17 protein-coding genes and 1 tRNA gene are annotated in these 17565 nt (G+C 64.6%); 7 read left to right on the plus strand and 11 right to left on the minus strand.

Going from position 1 to position 17565, the window contains the following annotated elements:
* From clpX to VW23_RS12975, 3 genes are all read right to left on the minus strand, one after another.
* Positions 1-714, minus strand: a 714-nt coding sequence (gene clpX, locus VW23_RS12965; RefSeq protein ID WP_069909989.1) for an ATP-dependent Clp protease ATP-binding subunit ClpX, incomplete at its 3' end; no start/stop codon positions are given.
* Between the two features lie 171 nt (positions 715-885).
* A complete protein-coding gene (locus VW23_RS12970; RefSeq protein WP_055881872.1) occupies positions 886-1512 on the minus strand; it encodes an ATP-dependent Clp protease proteolytic subunit in 627 nt (208 codons plus the stop codon).
* A 178-nt stretch (positions 1513-1690) separates the two neighbouring features.
* Entirely contained in the window at positions 1691-1921 is a 231-nt protein-coding gene (locus VW23_RS12975) for a hypothetical protein (RefSeq protein WP_069910001.1), read from the minus strand.
* Positions 1922-2042: 121 nt separating this feature from the next.
* On the opposite strand from VW23_RS12975, the gene VW23_RS12980 reads away from it, so the two are divergent.
* Positions 2043-3308 (plus strand): cytochrome P450, encoded by a 1266-nt coding sequence (locus VW23_RS12980; protein WP_069909990.1) that lies wholly within the window; start codon positions 2043-2045, stop codon positions 3306-3308.
* A gap of 125 nt (positions 3309-3433) precedes the next feature.
* On the opposite strand, the gene VW23_RS12985 is transcribed toward VW23_RS12980, so the two are convergent.
* From VW23_RS12985 to VW23_RS13000, 4 genes are all read right to left on the minus strand, one after another.
* Positions 3434-4909 carry a bifunctional ADP-dependent NAD(P)H-hydrate dehydratase/NAD(P)H-hydrate epimerase gene (locus tag VW23_RS12985; protein ID WP_069909991.1) on the minus strand — a complete coding sequence of 492 codons (1476 nt, stop codon included), beginning with the start codon at positions 4907-4909 and terminating at the stop codon, positions 3434-3436.
* A gap of 81 nt (positions 4910-4990) precedes the next feature.
* Positions 4991-6370: a trigger factor gene (gene tig, locus VW23_RS12990; RefSeq protein ID WP_069909992.1), complete on the minus strand. Its 1380-nt coding sequence runs from the start codon at positions 6368-6370 to the stop codon at positions 4991-4993.
* 66 nt (positions 6371-6436) lie between these two features.
* Positions 6437-6521: transfer RNA gene (locus VW23_RS12995), tRNA-Leu, on the minus strand.
* 72 nt (positions 6522-6593) lie between these two features.
* Complete coding sequence (locus tag VW23_RS13000) at positions 6594-7910, minus strand: pyridoxal-phosphate-dependent aminotransferase family protein (protein WP_244513561.1); 1317 nt, start codon at positions 7908-7910, stop codon at positions 6594-6596.
* A gap of 245 nt (positions 7911-8155) precedes the next feature.
* Between VW23_RS13000 and VW23_RS13005 the strand changes: the two genes are divergently transcribed.
* The 4 genes from VW23_RS13005 (at position 8156) to VW23_RS13020 (ending at position 11573) form a co-directional block, all read left to right on the plus strand.
* Positions 8156-8494: a P-II family nitrogen regulator gene (locus tag VW23_RS13005; protein WP_046105125.1), complete on the plus strand. Its 339-nt coding sequence runs from the start codon at positions 8156-8158 to the stop codon at positions 8492-8494.
* A 62-nt stretch (positions 8495-8556) separates the two neighbouring features.
* The gene (gene glnA, locus VW23_RS13010; protein ID WP_069909993.1) at positions 8557-9966 is read left to right on the plus strand and encodes a type I glutamate--ammonia ligase; all 1410 of its coding nucleotides are present in this window, start codon (positions 8557-8559) and stop codon (positions 9964-9966) included.
* Positions 9967-10059: 93 nt separating this feature from the next.
* Positions 10060-10974 (plus strand): patatin-like phospholipase family protein, encoded by a 915-nt coding sequence (locus tag VW23_RS13015; protein WP_069909994.1) that lies wholly within the window; start codon positions 10060-10062, stop codon positions 10972-10974.
* Positions 10974-11573, plus strand: a complete 600-nt coding sequence (locus VW23_RS13020; RefSeq protein ID WP_069909995.1) for a nucleotidyltransferase domain-containing protein — start codon at positions 10974-10976, stop codon at positions 11571-11573. Before VW23_RS13015 ends, VW23_RS13020 begins: the two co-directional genes overlap by 1 nt.
* A gap of 43 nt (positions 11574-11616) precedes the next feature.
* On the opposite strand, the gene VW23_RS13025 is transcribed toward VW23_RS13020, so the two are convergent.
* Positions 11617-12609, minus strand: coding sequence for a phosphotransferase (locus VW23_RS13025; protein ID WP_201788045.1), 993 nt, complete (start codon positions 12607-12609; stop codon positions 11617-11619).
* Between the two features lie 139 nt (positions 12610-12748).
* Here VW23_RS13025 and VW23_RS13030 point away from each other — a divergent pair, with 139 nt between their 5' ends.
* Complete coding sequence (locus VW23_RS13030; protein WP_069909996.1) at positions 12749-13738, plus strand: DUF808 domain-containing protein; 990 nt, start codon at positions 12749-12751, stop codon at positions 13736-13738.
* A gap of 280 nt (positions 13739-14018) precedes the next feature.
* On the opposite strand, the gene VW23_RS13035 is transcribed toward VW23_RS13030, so the two are convergent.
* On the minus strand, positions 14019-15164 hold the full coding sequence (locus tag VW23_RS13035; protein ID WP_069909997.1) for an epoxide hydrolase family protein: 1146 nt from the start codon (positions 15162-15164) through the stop codon (positions 14019-14021).
* A 65-nt stretch (positions 15165-15229) separates the two neighbouring features.
* The gene (locus VW23_RS13040) at positions 15230-15925 is read right to left on the minus strand and encodes a helix-turn-helix domain-containing protein (protein ID WP_069909998.1); all 696 of its coding nucleotides are present in this window, start codon (positions 15923-15925) and stop codon (positions 15230-15232) included.
* 116 nt (positions 15926-16041) lie between these two features.
* Between VW23_RS13040 and VW23_RS13045 the strand changes: the two genes are divergently transcribed.
* Positions 16042-16653, plus strand: a complete 612-nt coding sequence (locus VW23_RS13045) for a LysE family translocator (RefSeq protein ID WP_069909999.1) — start codon at positions 16042-16044, stop codon at positions 16651-16653.
* Positions 16654-16656: 3 nt separating this feature from the next.
* Here the strand turns inward: VW23_RS13045 and VW23_RS13050 are convergent, their stop codons facing one another.
* Positions 16657-17274: a PilZ domain-containing protein gene (locus VW23_RS13050; protein WP_069910000.1), complete on the minus strand. Its 618-nt coding sequence runs from the start codon at positions 17272-17274 to the stop codon at positions 16657-16659.
* Positions 17275-17565 lie beyond the last annotated feature (291 nt).

Below are 17565 nucleotides of genomic sequence, written 5' to 3' on the forward strand. Positions count from 1 at the left end.
CTGCAGGAATTCCTGCTGCGGATGCTTGCGGCCGCACTGCGGAGGCACCGAGGCAACGGTGCCTTCCATGATCTTCAGCAGCGCCTGCTGCACGCCTTCGCCCGACACGTCGCGGGTGATCGACGGGTTGTCCGACTTGCGGCTGATCTTGTCGACTTCGTCGATGTAGACGATGCCGCGCTGCGCCTTCTCGACATTGTAGTCGGCGGACTGCAGCAGCTTGAGGATGATGTTCTCGACGTCCTCGCCGACATAACCGGCCTCCGTCAGCGTCGTCGCGTCGGCCATGGTGAACGGCACGTCGAGGATACGGGCCAGCGTCTGCGCAAGCAGCGTCTTGCCGGTACCGGTCGGACCGATCAGCAGGATGTTCGACTTCGAGAGCTCGATGTCCTGGTTCTTGGTGGCGTGGTGCAGCCGCTTGTAGTGGTTGTGCACCGCAACGCTCAGCACGCGCTTGGCGCGATACTGGCCGATGACATAGTCATCCAGCACCTTGCAGATTTCGGCAGGCGTCGGCACGCCGTCCGAGGACTTCACCATCGAGGTTTTGTTTTCCTCGCGGATGATGTCCATGCACAGCTCGACGCATTCATCGCAGATGAAGACGGTCGGCCCGGCGATCAGCTTCCTGACCTCGTGCTGCGATTTCCCGCAGAACGAGCAGTACAGCGTGTTTTTGGAAGATTCGCCGCTGGTCGTGTCCTTGGACATCCTGTCACTCCTGGGAGTTCGGGCTCCCATCCCGGCTAGAAGAGAACGCTAGCCCCGGATACCTAAACAAAATGTAAGCCCGACCGACCTTAACGGCCAGCCGGGACCCACACAATCACACAAGTGTCACACTCGCGTAGGGCATTGAGATTCACCTTAACGGGCGAATCCTCACACCGCGTCGGGTGCTGCCCGCTTCTCGAAGATCGAGTCGATGATGCCAAAGTCCTTGGCCTCTTCGGGGTTGAGGAAACGATCGCGCTCGAGCGCGTTGTGAATGGCCTCGTAGTCCTGGCCGGTATGCTTGACGTAGATCTCGTTGAGCCGGCGCTTCAGTTTCTCGGTGAACTGGGCGTGGATCAGGATATCGGTCGCCTGGCCCTGATAGCCGCCGGACGGCTGGTGCACCATGATCGAGGCATTCGGCAGCGCCGCGCGCAGGCCCTTCTCGCCGCCGGCGAGGAGAAGCGAACCCATCGAAGCCGCCTGCCCGATGCAGAGCGTCGCCACCGGCGGGCGGATGAACTGCATGGTGTCGTAGATGCCGAGGCCGGAGGTCACGACGCCACCGGGCGAATTGATGTAGAGGCTGATTTCCTTCTTCGGGTTTTCCGACTCGAGGAACAGCAGCTGCGCTGCGATCAGGGACGCCATCTGGTCTTCGACCTGGCCGGTCACGAAGATGATGCGCTCCTTGAGCAGGCGCGAATAGATGTCGAAAGCGCGCTCGCCGCGCGTCGTCTGCTCGACCACGGTGGGCACGAGGTAGTTGTAGAAGGTATCGACCGGATCTCTCATTTCGAGATTTGTCCCTTATGGAAGGAAGAATCAGCGCTCGCGGCCGACTGAAGGCGATGCCCTGTTAAGGGCGGGTAAAGCGACAGATAGGCGCCAATGTGGCGGGCCGCAATACTCACATATTCGCGCAAAGCCACGGATCAACGGAACCTGCCCGTATGGGGAGGGATCGACGGCGCTAGGCCTTGAACCCTACGGCAACCCCGCGCTTCTTGAAGTAGGACTGCATGGTCTTGCGCCCCTGGCGATTGTTCTGGGCGAGCTTGGCCGGATCGAACACCGCTTCCTTGGCGCCTTCCTTGGCCATCGCCGCCTTCAACGCCGCGATGTGGACGTCAATGTCCGCATTGTTCTCGCGCAGCGAGGTGTAGATGTTGTCGATCGCTTCGTTGAGGGTGAGGTCGCTCACAGGCTCGAACTCCAATCAGTGTCTGGCGAGGCTACTAGCCGGTTTTTCCGTTGCGGCAAGCTGTTTCAGCAGGTCGTGACGGCTTCCCGACCGGCCGACGCGCCGTATAGCATGGCCCGCAGTGTCAGTTTCAACGGGTCTAACCTTGTCCGCAGCCGCTCCCTTCGCCCTCGCCGACCGTCACGTCAGCGCCCAGCCGCGCGAGCTCGCCTTCTATCGCGATCCCTACGCCTTCTATGACGCCGTGCACGCGGCCTCGCCCGCCTTCTTCTGGGACAATTACGATCACTGGTGCTTTGCCGGCTTCAAGGATGTGAGCCTGCTGCTCCGCGACAAGCGCTTCGGCCGGCAGATCCTTCACCTGATGAGCCGCGAGCAGCTCGGCATGGCGCCGCCCAAGGCCCACACCGCCGCTTTCGACCAGACCGAGAAATACACCCTGCTCAACCTCGAGCCGCCGGCTCATACCCGGCTACGCGCCCTGGTCAACCGTGCCTTCGTCTCGCGCAACGTCGAGCAACTGCGGCCGCGCATCGAGCGCCTCGCCAACGAGCTGATCGACGGCTTTGCCGCCGACGGCCAGGTCGAGCTGCTCCGCGCCTTTGCGGCGCCGATCCCGGCCATCGTCATTGCCGAGATGATCGGTATGCCCGCCGACATGGCGATGCAGCTGGTCGATTGGTCCAACCGCATGGTCGCCATGTACATGTATGGCGTGTCCTACGAGACCGAACTCGACGCCAACCAGGCCTCGATCGAGTTCATGGACTATGTGCGCGAAATGATCGCCGAGCGCCGCCGCCAGCCGCGCGAGGATCTGCTGACCCACATGCTGACCACCGAAGTCGATGGCGAGAAGCTGACCGACGACGAGGTGATCTCGACCACCATCCTCCTGCTCAACGCCGGCCATGAGGCGACGGTCCACACCACCGGCAACGGCGTGAAGGCCATCCTCGAAAGCGGGCTCGACCCCAAGGCACTGTTCGCCGATGCCGACCAGACCGAGGCGACGGTCGAGGAGTGCATCCGCTTCGACGCGCCGCTCCATATGTTTACCCGCTACGCCCTGCAGGACGTGACGCTCGACAACGGCCTGAGCTTCAAACAGGGCGAGACCATCGGCCTGATGCTCGGCGCTGCCAACCGCGACCCCTCGCGCTTCGCCGAGGCCAACCGGTTCGACCCGTTCCGCAAGGATGGCGCCAATGTCAGCTTCGGCGCCGGCATCCATTTCTGCATAGGCGCCCCGCTGGCCCGCATCGAGCTGCAGGTGGCAATGCAAACCCTGTTCGACCGGCTGCCGGGGCTGAAGCTCGCCACCGAGCCGCAGTACAAGAACATCTACCATTTTCACGGGTTGGAGCGGCTCGAGGTCAGCTGGTAGCTCCGGCGCCCTGCCAGCCACCGGGTCATTCCCGCGAAAGCGGGAAACTCCGTCTACGATCGTGCCGTAGGCGGGAAAACAGAGGTTCCCGCTTTTCGCGGGAATGACTCCGTGCATAACCGCGTCTACTCAGTCAGCTCAGCCAGCACATCGGGGATCAACCCCGGCAGATCCTCGGCGATCAGCCCCGGGCCGCCCCACAGGTTCCCCGTCTCGCCGTGGATCCACACCCCGGCGCAGGCGGCATCGAAGCCCTTCATCCCCTGCGCTAGCAACCCGGCAATGATCCCGGCCAGCACGTCGCCCGAGCCGGCCGTGCCCAAAATCGCCGGGGCATTGTCGTTGATCACCGCATGCCCGTCCGGCGCCGCGACCACCGTGTCGCTGCCTTTCAGCACTACGATGGCGCCGGAGCGCAGCGCCGCCGAACGGGCCCGGTCGACCTTCGAGCCATCCACCTTGCCGAACAGCCGCTCGAACTCGCCCTCGTGCGGGGTCATCACCACTGCCCGCTGAGGCCTCGCCTTGATGGCCGAGAACAGCGCCTCCGGGCTGTCCTTGAAGCTGGTAAGCGCATCGGCATCGAGCACGGTGGCCACCTGGCTCGCCAGCACTGCCAGCACGTTGGCCTTTGTGGCCTCGCCCAATCCCGCCGCCGGACCGATCACCACGGTGTTGATCCGCTGATCGTGCAACAGCAATTGCAGACTGGCCGCCCCATCGACGGGCTTCAGCATGATGGCGGTCACATGGTTGGCCTGGATCAGCAGCGAGGAATGCGCGCCGGCCAACGTCACCAGCCCTGCCCCGGTCCGCAACGCCGCGGTCGCGGTCATCCGGCTGGCGCCGGTCTGCAGCGGCCCACCCGACATCACCACGCAGTGGCCGCGGGTGAACTTGTGCCCGTCCGCCTCGAGCCTGGGCAGCTGCCAGAGGTCAGGATTATTGCGGTTGAGGTTCGGCCGGATGTCGCCCAACACGCTGTCCGGAATGCCGATCTCCGCCAGCACCACCTCGCCGCACTGCTGCCGGCCCGGCAGCAGCAGATGCCCCGGCTTCAGCCGGAAGAACGTCACCGAGACATCGGCCTTGATCGCCACGCCGCGGACCTGCCCGCTCGTCCCGTCGATCCCCGAGGGCACGTCGACCGCAACGATCGGCACCCGCAGCCCGTTCACCGCCTCGATCAGTTCGGCCAACCCGCCCTCGATCTCGCGATCCAGCCCGGCCCCGAGCAGCGCGTCGACCAACACCTTGGCGCCGCGCAGCCCGTCGGGCCGCGCCGCCTGGATCGGCCCGTTCCAGAGGTCAGCGAAGAACGCCGCATCCCCGGCCAGCCGCTCGCGGTCGCCAAACAGCGCCACCCGTACCTCGCGGCCGAGTTCCTTGAGCTTCTTCGCCGCAACGAACCCGTCGCCGCCATTATTGCCGGGGCCACAGAGGATCAGCACCTGCCCATCCGGATAGCGCTCCGCCACCAGCTCGGCCACGGCATTGCCGGCCGCCTCCATCAGCTTGAACGACTGAATGCCCGACGCCACTGCCAGCGCATCGGCGCGGCCCATTTCGGCTGGCGTGAGGAGGACGTGCTCGCTGGTCATGGCGCCGACCCTAACCGCCCCCACCGAAAACAAAAAGGCCGCCCCGAAGGGCGGCCCTGAACTTGTGATCGAAGCGCCAGCTTAGTGGTGATGCTCTTCCGGAACCTCGTCCTCTTCCGAAGCAATAATCTTCGAAAGCTCAGCACGGGTCATCGGCTTGTCAGTCTTCTTGGCGAGCTCGGTGACGAAATCCACCACCTTGTTCTCGAACACCGGCGCGCGGAGGCCGGCGAGGGCCTGCGGGTTCTTGCGGTAATAGTCGTAGACCTGCTGTTCCTGGCCCGGGAAGCGGCGCACTTCGGCGATCAGCGCCTGCTGGTGCTCTTCCTCGGTCACTTCGACCTTGTTCTGGTTGCCGATCTCGGCGACCACCAGACCCAGGCGCACGCGGCGCTCGGCGATCTTCTGGTACTGCTCCTTGGCCGCTTCCTCGGTCGTGCCCTCGTCTTCGAAGGACCGGCCGTGGTGCTCGACTTCGTGCACGACGCGCTGCCAGATGGTGTTGAACTCGGCTTCCACCAGCTGCTCGGGAACGGCGAACTTGTGGCCGTCATCGAGCTGGTCGAGAATCTGCCGCTTGATCGCCTGGCGACCCATCGAGTCGAGCGCAGTCTTCATCTGGTCCTTCACCGCGTCGCGGAGGCCCGCAACGTTCTCGAGACCGAGCGACTTGGCGAACTCGTCGTTGAGCTCACCGGCCTTGGGCCCATCGATGTGGAGGATGGTGACTTCGAAGTCGGCCTTCTTGCCGGCCAGTTCGTCCTGCGCATAGTCCTTGGGGAACGTGACCTTGACCGTCTTGGTCTCGTTCTTCTTCATGCCGACGAGCTGCTCTTCGAAGCCCGGGATGAACTCGCCCGAACCGACGGTCAGGTGCGCATGGTCGGCCGAGCCGCCGGCGAAAGCCTCGCCCTTGATCGTGCCCTTGAAGCTGAGGCCCAGACGATCGCCGGTCTCGACGACACCGTCCTCACCCTTTTCCTCGTAGCCGCGCTGCTGCGCGAACACGCGCTGCACTTCGGTATCCACGTCCTTCTCGTCGAGCTCGACCACCGGCTTGTCGACGGCGAGCGACTTGAAGTCCATCAGGGTGACCGGCGGCAGCACTTCGTAGCTGACCTCGAAGTTGAGATCGGCTTCGCCGTCGAGCACCTGGTTGATCACGCCCTGGTCTTCCGGCAGGTCGACCTTAGGCTGGGTGGCGGCGCGCTCGGAGCGGTCGTCGAGGGTCTTGGAGACGGTCGAGTTGATCGCGTCCGACAGCACTTCCGACATGGCGGAGCGGCCATAGACCTTCTTCAGGTGCGCGGTCGGCACCTTGCCGGGGCGGAAACCCTTGATGTTCGCGGTGCCCTTGAGCTCATCGAGCCGCGCATCCAGCCGGTCGCTGAGATCCTTCTTGGGGATGACCAGGGAAAGTTTGCGCTTGAGGCCCTCGTTGAGGGTTTCTGTGACCTGCATTGGGGTATCCCGTTGTCTCTTCAAAATTCGGTTGGCCGAAGTCGCTGGCAGTATCGCGGCGAGCTCTGGTGCGGGTGAGAGGGCTCGAACCTCCACGCCTTGCGGCGCTGGAACCTAAATCCAGTGCGTCTACCAGTTCCGCCACACCCGCAAGGTGCCCCGTCGGCCGGGTCGCGTGCATATATGTGAAGAATTGGGGAAGGTCAAAGGGCGTTTGGCCGGTTCAGCGGCGTCTGGTCTGCTCGGCAACGGCTGCCGCAGCCGCTTCCATAGCGCCGAAGCCATGCGGGATCTCCAGGGCCTGCATCCCCGCTTCCATGGTCGCCAGCGCTCCGAGCAACATATGGGCATTGACGTGCCCCATATGCGCGACGCGCAGAAAGTCGGCATAGGCAGGATCGGTCGGCATCGCCATGCCCAAACCAATCCCCAAAGTCACACCTGCTTCGACCTCCAGCCACTTTCGCAGCGCACCGGCCCCGCCGCTGCCGATCCGGGCGGCAGTCACCGAGCGGCCACGGTCGTTGGGCGCGGATATGTTGAGACCAATACCGTCGCTTCCCCTGCCCCAGGCATCGAATGCCGCCCATACGGCGTGTGCCAGCGTCTCGTGCCGGCCCCACACCTGCGGCAAGCCCTCCTCCTCGAGGATCATCGTGAGCGATTCACGCAGGCCGAACAGGTGCGCGGTAGGCGCCGTGCCACCGAAAAGCTGGTAGAATTCCTGCGCCTGCCCCCTTGGCCTCCAGTCCCAGTACGGCGTCGCGAGCCCGGCATGCTGCGAAACTTCAAGCGCACGGTCCGAGAACCACACGAAACCCAGCCCAGGCGGCAGCATCAGGCCTTTCTGGCAGGCCCCGACCAGAACATCGATGCCCCACTCGTCCATCCGCATCTCATCGCATCCGATGGTGGCAATGGCGTCGACGGCCAGCAGCGCCGGATGCCCGGTCGCGTCGATGGCAGCCCTGATGGCTGCGATATCACTGCGCGCCGACGAAGCGGTATCGACATGCGTAACGAGCACGGCGCGAATCTGCTTCGCCTTGTCGGCGGCCAATGCCTCGGCGATGCGGTTCGGGTCGGCCGGAGCCGATTTGCCGAAATCGATCATCTCGACCTCAACGCCCATCCGCTCTACCGCCTCGGCCCAGCCGTGCCCAAACCGCCCGGTGGCGGCGACCAGTGCCCGATCGCCGCGCGAGAACATGTTGCTTATCGCCGCTTCCCAGGCGCCGTGCCCATTCGCGATGTAGATCGCCACGTACTGGCTGGTCATCGCCACGCGTTTCAGGTCCGCGACCACGCCGAACGTGATGTCCAGGATCTCGCCCTCATAGATGTTGGGCGAGGCGCGATGCATGGCATTGAGAACGCGATCGGGCACCACGGAGGGGCCGGGAATGGCGAGATAAGTGCGGCCAGAACCATGGGCCATCGCGAACTCCGTAAGCAGAAACCGCCGCAATGTGAGGTATTTGTGATCCCGCGTCACCTCGCGAGAGACGAGATCGTCTGACGAGAGCTGCAGCCCGAGCATTTGCCCACTTTCGCTGCAAACCGATCTTTGCCACTGTCCGTTTGCGCGTTTCGACCCATCGAAATGAACAAATCTGCAGCGTCATGCGCATTCTTTGTGCAAGCACCTGCCAACCGGCCTAGCGCGGCGGATCAGATGTTCGTCCTAGGCGCTTATTTTGGCAAGGTTTTCTCCCGCGCTGGTGAGCTGGCACGGACCCTGCATACAACCGAGCGGCACCCGACCGGTGCCTGTTGGAGGCCTGAATGAAGAAGATCGAGGCTATCGTAAAGCCGTTCAAGCTCGACGAAGTGAAGGAAGCGCTGCAGGAAGTTGGTCTGCAGGGCATCACCGTCACCGAAGCCAAGGGCTTCGGCCGTCAGAAGGGACATACCGAGCTCTACCGGGGCGCGGAATATGTCGTCGACTTCCTGCCCAAGGTGAAGGTCGAGGTGGTGTGCCCCGACGACCTCGCCGAAAAGGCGATCGAAGCGATCCGCACGGCTGCGCAAACCGGTCGCATCGGCGACGGAAAGATCTTCGTCTATTCGATCGAACAGGCTATCCGCATCCGCACCGGCGAATTCGGCGACGACGCGCTCTAAGGGGCACCTCTTCGCGCGTCTCTCCCGCCTAGCATCAACCCAGACTTACACAGGGGAACTGAATGACCACTGGAGCCGACATCCTCAAGCGCATCAAGGACGAGGATATCAAATACGTCGATCTGCGCTTCACCGACATGCGCGGCAAGCTGCAGCATGTGACCTTCGACCAGACCATGGTCGATGAAGACCTGTTCGAAGAAGGCACGATGTTCGACGGTTCGTCGATTGCCGGCTGGAAGGCGATCAACGAGTCCGACATGGTGCTGATGCCCGATCCCGACTCCGCCTATATGGACCCGTTCTTCGGTGCCTCGACCCTCGCGATCAACTGCGACATTCTCGAGCCGCTGACCTACCAGCCCTACTCCCGCGACCCGCGCACCACGGCCAAGAAGGCCGAGGCGTACGTCAAGGAACTCGGGATTGGTGACTCGGTCTATTTCGGCCCCGAGCCCGAATTCTTCATCTTCGACGACGTCCGCTACTCGAACACCACGTACAAGGTGGGCTTCTCGGTCGACTCGACCGAACTGCCGACCAACAACGACACCGAGTACGAGTCGGGCAACACCGGCCACCACATCGCGCTGAAGAAGGGCTACTTCCCGGTTCCGCCGCTCGACAGCGCGCAGGACATGCGCGGTGAAATGCTTGCCGCGATGGGCGCCATGGGCGTGCCGATCGAAAAGCACCACCACGAAGTGGCCTCGGCCCAGCACGAACTCGGCATCAAGTTCTGCCCGATCATCAAGGCCGCCGACTCGGTCCAGATCTACAAGTACGTGATCCAGCAGGTCGCCCAGGCCTACGGCAAGACCGCGACGTTCATGCCGAAGCCGGTCTATGGCGACAACGGCTCGGGCATGCACTGCCACCAGTCGATCTGGAAGGACGGCAAGCCGCTCTTCGCCGGTGACCAGTATGCCGGTCTGTCGATGGACGCGCTCTACTATATCGGCGGCATCATCAAGCATGCCAAGGCCGTCAACGCCTTCACCAACCCGACCACCAACTCCTACAAGCGCCTGGTGCCCGGCTTCGAAGCCCCCGTGCTGCTCGCCTACTCGGCGCGCAACCGTTCGGCCTCCTGCCGTATCCCGTTCGGCCAGTCGCCGAAGGCCAAGCGCGTCGAAGTGCGCTTCCCCGATCCGCTGGCGAACCCGTATCTCGGCTTTGCCGCGATGCTGATGGCCGGCCTCGACGGCATCAAGAACAAGATCCACCCGGGCGACCCGATGGACAAGGATCTGTACGAGCTGCCCAAGGAAGAGCTCAAGGAGATCCCGACCGTTTGCGGCTCGCTGCGTGAAGCCCTCGAGTCGCTCGACAAGGACCGCGAGTTCCTGCTGGCCGGCGGCGTCTTCGACAACGACCAGATCGACAGCTACATCGAGCTGAAAATGACTGAAGTGATCAAGTTCGAGCACACCCCGCACCCGGTCGAGTACGAGATGTACTACTCGGCCTAAGCGCCGGATCGATCGATGAACATGGAAGGGCCCGGCAACGGGCCCTTCTGCTTTTCGGTGGACAGAAATAGCCGAGGGCTGAACACTGCCCCGATGACTCACAAGAATCTTGCCTTGGTGCTCGGTGGCGGCGGCGCTGCCGGCAATGCCTGGATGATCGGCGTCGTCGCGGGGCTCGCTGAAGCTGGCGTCGACCTGACCGAGATCGCCGACCTGGTGATCGGCACCTCCGCCGGCGCCAATGCGGCGGCGCAGGTGCGCAGCGGCACCCCACCGGCAGCACTCCTCGCCGCGACCCTGGCGCCGCCGCCGGTTCAAACGGCGAGCCAGCCGCGACCACCATCGCCGCCGCGACCGATGGAGGCAGTGTTCGAGCAGATGCGGACCATCTCGGCTGCCGCGACCAGCCAGGCCGAACTACAGCGCGCCATGGCCGCGTACGGACTGGCAAGCGACGCATCCTTCGGACCTGAGATCGCCGAGCAGCGGCGAGCCCTCGTCGCCCGGCGGTTGCCGAGCCACGCCTGGCCCGAGCGCCCAATGCTCATCGTCGCCGTCAACGCCGAGACCGGGGAGCTCGCCACCTTCGACCGCGAGTCCGGCGTCGAACTGGTGGATGCGGCCACGGCCGCCATCTCGCTGCCCGGCGCCGGGCCGACGCACAGTATCAACGGCACGCGCTACGTCTCGGGCGGGGTGCGCTCGGTCGACAATGCGGACCTCGCCACGGGCTACAGGAACGTCATCGTGCTGTCGCCGTTCAGTGGTCGAACCGGTCCGCTGCCGCCGGGTCAGTTCGAAGGTCTGCGCCGACCACCTGGCGCCGACCTGGCCAGCGAGGTCGAGGTGCTGCGCAATGAGGGGAGCCGCGTCGAGGTGATAACCCCAGATGCCGACTCGCGCGCTGCCATGGGTGTCAACCAGATGGACCTCGCAACCCGCATCCCCTCGGCCCGCGCCGGCTACGAGCAGGGCAAGCGCGAAGCCGCACGCCTGGCCAACCTCTGATGTCGAGCCGCTGGCGCGAGACTTCACCCGCCGAGCTCGCCGGCTGGCTCGGCCGAGCCGCCATGCCCTGGGGCATCGCCGGCGGCTGGGCGCTGGACCTATGGCAAGGCAGTGTCAGCCGGCCGCACTCCGATATCGAGATCAGCTGCTTTCTCGCCGACCTACCCGCCCTGCTGCCGATTCTTGACAGTTTCGAGATCGTCGTCGCTCGCAACAAGCAGCTGACGCCCCTTGCGCCCGGAACAGCGCTCCCGAGCCCGCCGTTCAGCCTCTGGCTGCGCCGCCGTGGCGAAACCTTGTGGGATTTCGAGATCGTCGCCGAGGCACAAGTGGATGGCCAATGGGCGTACCGCCGGGAGCCGACCGTCCGCCGCCCCCTGAGGAGCGTCTTCACGCGGACCACATCGGGCTGGCCGATCATCGCGCCCGAGATCCAGTTGCTCTACAAGTGCAAACAACCACGCGACAAGGACCTGCTCGATCTCGAGCGCTACGTCCCCCAGCTTGACGAGGCGGCGCGTCTCTGGCTCCGTTCCGCGGTAGCGGCGGCGCATCCGGAATTCCTGCCGACACTGCTCGCCCTTGAGGCGCGGTGCTGAAGCCACGATGGAGCGAGGCCGGACTGCCCAGCGATAGGCATTCTCAGGTGGCAGTGCCGGTTAGCCGCAGCACCTTGCCGGTGTGCCAGGTGACGATGCCGCGCATAAAATCGCGGTCTGGAAAATCGGTTTCGAGAATGCGCAGCGGCCCCTCGACCAGCGACAGGGAGCGCGCCAGCTCGTAGAGCGCCATGCGCTCTGGATCGAGCTCGACATCTATTCCAAGCGCCTCATAGCTCCTGCCGAAACGCATCCGCGTGAACTCGTGCTCCCACTCGGCGTCGAAGAACATGACGCCCTCGATGTCGATGATGACCGGCCGGCCATCGCTATCCAGCATGACATGATCGGCGCCGAGCTCGCCGTGGATCAGGCTGTACCAGTCGCGCGAGCGAACGCGGGCATGGCGCTCGCGCAAAGCACCCTCGATCCGCTCGCGCGCCTGTCCCAGCTCCGGAACCTTTGTGGCGACGCTCACCAGGTGCGCGAGGCCCTGATCGAGCACGATCTGCTCGGCATTGCGGTCCTGTGGCGCGCTGCCGGCCACGGCGGCAGCGACCTTGCCCAGCCTCGGACCCCGGTACTTGGCCATACCGTTAAGCATCGCACCCACCGTGCGCAGGGGAGCTGCCGCTGCGCCGGCATCGCTGGAGATCATCGCTTCGAGTGTGCCGCCTCGCAGATCCTCGACGATGGCGATGTCGGCCGGATAGATCGATTGGCTGCGGTCGATGAGCAGAAGCGCGGGTGCCCGCGCGCCGGCCTCCGCCAGCGCCAGGCTGGCCGCCTCCAGCAGATCCAGTCCCGAGGCCTCGGCGAAGGGGTCGCGCGGATCAGTGCTATTGTCGGTCCAGTAGTTCTCGGCAGCGCTCCAGGCGTAGAGGACCACCGAGGACGCATCATCGAGCATCAGCCGATAGACGCCCTTCTTGCTGCCACCTGCCAACCGCTCAAATCCTGTCAGCTGCCTGCCGCCAGGTAGCGCGGCTGCGAACGATGCCAGGTCCGTGTGTTGCATGAACCGACGCTCGGCCATTGCATCCCCCCTTGTGCCCCCTGCCGCCGATGCCGGTCCCACGGTCAGGGGAGCTGCTTCTAGCCTCGCGTCGGTGTCGATGACAGCAGTTTCCCGCAACTGCCCAGGCTGGCATGGTGTGCAAGCAAGGGGATTCGGAATGAGCGTTGGACTACTCGGCCTTCTCGATGACGTGACCGCCCTCGCCAAGGTCGCCGCCGCCTCAATCGACGATGTGGCGGGACAGGCGGCCAAGGCCGGGTTGAAGGCCGCCGGCGCGGTGATCGACGATGCGGCCGTGACGCCGCGCTACGTCACCGGCTTTTCGGCCGATCGCGAGTTGCCGATCGTATGGAAGATCGCTGTCGGCTCGATCCGCAACAAGCTGCTGTTCCTCTTGCCGGCCGCCTTGGCGCTGAGCTTCTTCGCACCCTGGCTGATCACCCCGCTGCTGATGATCGGTGGTGCCTATCTTTGCTATGAGGGCGCCGAAAAAGTGTTCGAGGCGGTGTTCCCGCACGAGGCGCATGCGCACGAGGCCGAGGCGACCGAGGCAGTTGCTGCCGATCCCAAGAAGCTCGAGGAAGAGCGCGTTGCCGGCGCCATCCAGACCGATTTCATCCTCTCGGCCGAGATCATGACCATCGCGCTCGCCGCCCTGCCCGGCCTGCCGTTCTGGGAGCAGGCGCTGGTGCTGGTGGTGGTTGCCTTCGGCATTACCGCGGCGGTTTACGGCGCCGTGGCGCTGATCGTCAAAGCCGATGATTTCGGCCTGATGCTCGCCAGCAAGGGCCGCACCGGCGTCGGCCGCGCCACCGGCCGCGGCATCCTCATCGCCATGCCATGGGTGATGCAGACCCTCAGCATTGTCGGCACGGCGGCAATGATCTGGGTCGGCGGCGGCATCATCGCACACGGCCTCGCGGAGCTGGGCTTCGCCCAGCTCGAACACCTGATCGAAGCCATCGCCCACGGTGCCGAGGAAATGCTGCCGGCGTTCGGCGGCTTCATCGAGGGCCTTGCCACCATCCTTGCCGACCTGGTGCTGGGCCTCGCCCTCGGCCTGCTGCTGATCCCAGTTGCCGGCAAGCTGATCGGGCCGGCCTGGAAAACCATCCGTGCCATGCTGCCGCAGAAGCCGGCAGCCTAAGGCGTTGGATGCTGCCGGGCTGAACTCCGGCCATGACTGCCGACATGCTGCACCCATCGTGGCTCACCCCTCATCCGGCGCTACGCGCCACCTTCTCCCCGACGGGGAGAAGAATACCGAGAGCGCTGTGGTCACCTCTGTTCCTCTCCCCGTCGGGGAGAGGGTGGATCGCGCGTAGCGCGAGACGGGTGAGGGGTGGCGATCACTCGACCCGTCATGGGGCAACTCCCACCAAAACAAAAAAGGGCCCTACCAGGCCCTTTCCTATTTGGTCGTTGGTTCAACCGATCTGAGCAAAGAACCCGCGCACGTCTCCAATCCACACACCTGGCACTTCCAGCACGGCGTAGTGGCCGCCGACGTCGAACTCGTTCCAGCGCACGATGGTGTTGCTGGTTTCGCCGTAACGGCGGATCGGCACTTCGTCGAAGCCGAACACCGCAACACCGGTCGGCACGCCCGAGTTCGCCTTGGGCGACCAGGCCTCCGGGTCATGCGCGTTCTCGTAGTAGAGCCGGATCGAGGAAGCCGCGGTGCCGGTGAACCAGTAGATCATGAAGTTGGTGAGGAAGCGGTCCATCGGCACGGCGTCGACGCGATCGCCAAAGCTGGTGAACAGCTCGCTGATCCAGGCCAAGAGCCCCGCCGGGGAGTCCGAGATGCCGTAGGCCAGGGTCTGCGGGCGGCTCGACTGCATGACGTTGAAGCCGAAATGCTCCGCCATGAAGCGCTGCACCCGCTGCAGCCGCACTTTTTCGCTGTCGGTGAAGGTCGCGATCTCCTCAGGCGACACCGGGCCAAACGGGATGAAGCCCATGGTTGCGGCGTTGAGATGCACGCCGATCACCCGCTCCGGCGACAGCCGGCCGATCTCCGGCCCGATAATGGCGCCGGCGTCGCCGCCCTGCACGCCGAAGCGCTGGTAGCCGAGCCGGCTCATCAGCTCGATGAAGGCCTTACCGATGCGGACATTGTTCCAGCCGGCCTCGCGGGTCGGACCGGAAAAGCCGAAGCCCGGCAGCGACGGCACCACCACATCGAACGCATCCTCGGCCTTGCCGCCATGCGCCACCGGGTTGGTCAGCGGCCCGATCACGTCGAGGAACTCGACGATGGAGCCGGGCCAGCCATGGATCAACAGCAGCGGCGTAGCGCTTTTCTCGGCCGATTTCACATGGATGAAGTGGACCTTCTGCCCGTCGATCTCGGTGGTGAACTGCGGCAGCGCGTTGATCTCGGCCTCGGCCTTGCGCCAGTCGAAACCGTTCAGCAGCCGGTCGACGGCGCCACGGACATAGGCATTGGTCGGGCCTGCGGCCCAACTGCCGTCGACTTCGCTCGGCATCACGGTGCGGCCGAGGCGATCCCTCAGGTCCTGCAGCTGAGCGGCGGAAACGTCGATCTTGAAGGGGGTGATGGTGGCCATTTCAGGTACTCCGTTCGGGGGTGATCGTTGAAGACACCCCCTTCGTACCCAACCCCCATCCGGGATTATTGGAAGTTTCCGACAACCTCATCAGGTCCGGCGCGAACGATCTCTCTCGGCGTCTGTCCCATGATCGCCTTCAGCGAGTTGATCATGTGCGCCTGGTCGGAAAAGCCCAGCGCCAGCGCCACGTCCACCGCCGGCCGGCCCATCTGCAGCATGGCCACCGCCTTCTGAGCCCGCTGCACCAGCGTGAAGTGCTTGTAGGTGAGCCCGGTGGTCCTGAGGAAATGCCGCTGCAGCGTCCGCTCGGTCATCGCCTTGGGCTGTCCTTCGACCACCGAGGCCACCAGCTCGTTGCTGTCGATGATCCCGTCACGTACCAGGCGCTCGACGAAGACGTCGGCATTCTCGAAGGTCGGGATCTCCCGCACATCGGTACCGATCCAGAATCCCGCCTTGCCGAACTTTTCCAGCATCACGCCTTCGTCGCGCATGATGTCGCCGGGCATCAGCGGCATGAAGCTGTGTGGCTTGAACGAGATCACCAGCTGCTCATCGCCCACCTCGTGCTCGTAGACCACCGCCTGCGTGGTGAGCCCGGTGCGCAGCACCATGGTCTCGTCGCCGCGCTTGATGATGGCGATATCCCAGCAGCCGTCGGGCTGCATCAGCGTCGTTCCGGTCGTGTCGAAACGAACGGAGCTGATGCTCTCGACGAAGGGCGAGTCGATCGGCCGGCTTTGCACGATGCGCTTCATGGCCGGGAGCCTAGCAGCGACTTGTGAAGATGCCAAATCACCTGCATCACCAACCCTCTGGCGCTCTTTGCCGGCATCGCTATGCTGGCCCCGCCCTCGCTGGTCCGGAGCCCGCCATGACGCCCGAATTCCTCATCACCACGCTGGTCATCGTCGCCTCGCCGGGCACCGGCGTGCTCTACACACTGGCTGCCGGGCTGACCCGCGGCGCCCGCGCCAGCATCCTGGCGGCTTTCGCCTGCACGCTGGGAATCATCCCGCACATGGCGGCGGCGATCACCGGTCTTGCCGCCCTGCTCCACACCAGCGCCCTCGCCTTCGAGATCATCAAGTATCTCGGCGTCGCCTACCTGCTCTATATGGCCTGGGCGACGCTGCGGGAGAAAGGCGCGCTCAGCGTCGATACCGAAGCAGCGCCGAAATCGGTGCGCCAGGTGCTGGTCTCGGGCATCCTGATCAACATCCTCAACCCAAAGCTGTCGATCTTCTTCTTCGCCTTCCTGCCGCAGTTCGTCAGGACCGACAGCGCCGACGCCCTGCCCCAGATGCTGGAGCTGAGCGCGGTATTCATGGCCGTGACCTTCGTGATTTTCGCCATCTACGGGATATTTGCCGCAGCCGTGCGCCAGCACGTCGTCACCCGTCCGCGCGTCCTCACCTGGATGCGCCGCACCTTCGCCGCCGCCTTCGTGGCGCTTGGCGCCAAGCTGGCCTTCACCGAGCGCTAGCCGTCAGGCATCGACAAGATGGAGCCGGTCCTCGAGGCTGTCCGGCTCCTGCTCGACCAGGAACTGCACGGCGAAGCCGACATCGAGCCAGCGCACGACACGCGCCACCACCCGGCCAACCGCCAGCGGCGTACCAAGGTCCGGCTGCACGTCGGCCGATAGAGCCGCGCCGGAGCGCGACATGTCGATGATCAGGCATGGCAGGCGCGTCCCGTCGGCGAAGAGGATGGTGGAGCGCGGGTCCCTGGGCATCACCCGGCGGTGCGCCCGCTTGTCGGCGACCCCATGGAAGACGCGCTTCTTGTACCAGCCGATGCGCTTGATCAGCAGGTCGCGTTCCTCGGCGCTGGTCTCGATGGCCATCGAGAAGCCGCCATCGATCAATCGATCGACCCGCCCCCTGACGGTGCCGAACGGCTCGAAGTTGGCGGAGAGTTCTTCGCCCGGCGCGCCCAGCACCGGCGCCGACGCGACCATCAGCTGTGGCGAGATCGATTGCAGCCGGCAGGCGAACACCTGCACCCGATGGCTGCGGTTCTTGCGGCTGGCGAGCAGGTAGCGCCCCATCAGCGCCCCGATGAAGCGGATATCGCTGGAGCGCTGGGAGGCTTTCTGCCCCATTGCTAGCTTCCTGGCTGGCGTTCGATGCAATCGTTGTCATCACGCTAGCGTGAAAGCTTGAACGGCCGGTTGCGCCGTACCGGAAATCCCTCGGCACGCCGGCAAGGATTTGTTTGCCATAGCTGGCGTGAGCACTACTTGCTCAGCTTCAGCCGCTCACCGGCGAGGATGCGATGATCGCTGGTTTTGAGCGTCAGCAACGCCTCGAGCTGCCCGATCTGCTGCACCTCGGCGAACTGCACGGCGAAGCCGGCCTCGATGTGCCGCACCACCCGGCCCGGAACCGCGCCC

This window comes from Devosia insulae DS-56 (genome assembly GCF_000970465.2).
Taxonomy (GTDB): Bacteria; Pseudomonadota; Alphaproteobacteria; order Rhizobiales; family Devosiaceae; genus Devosia_A; species Devosia_A insulae.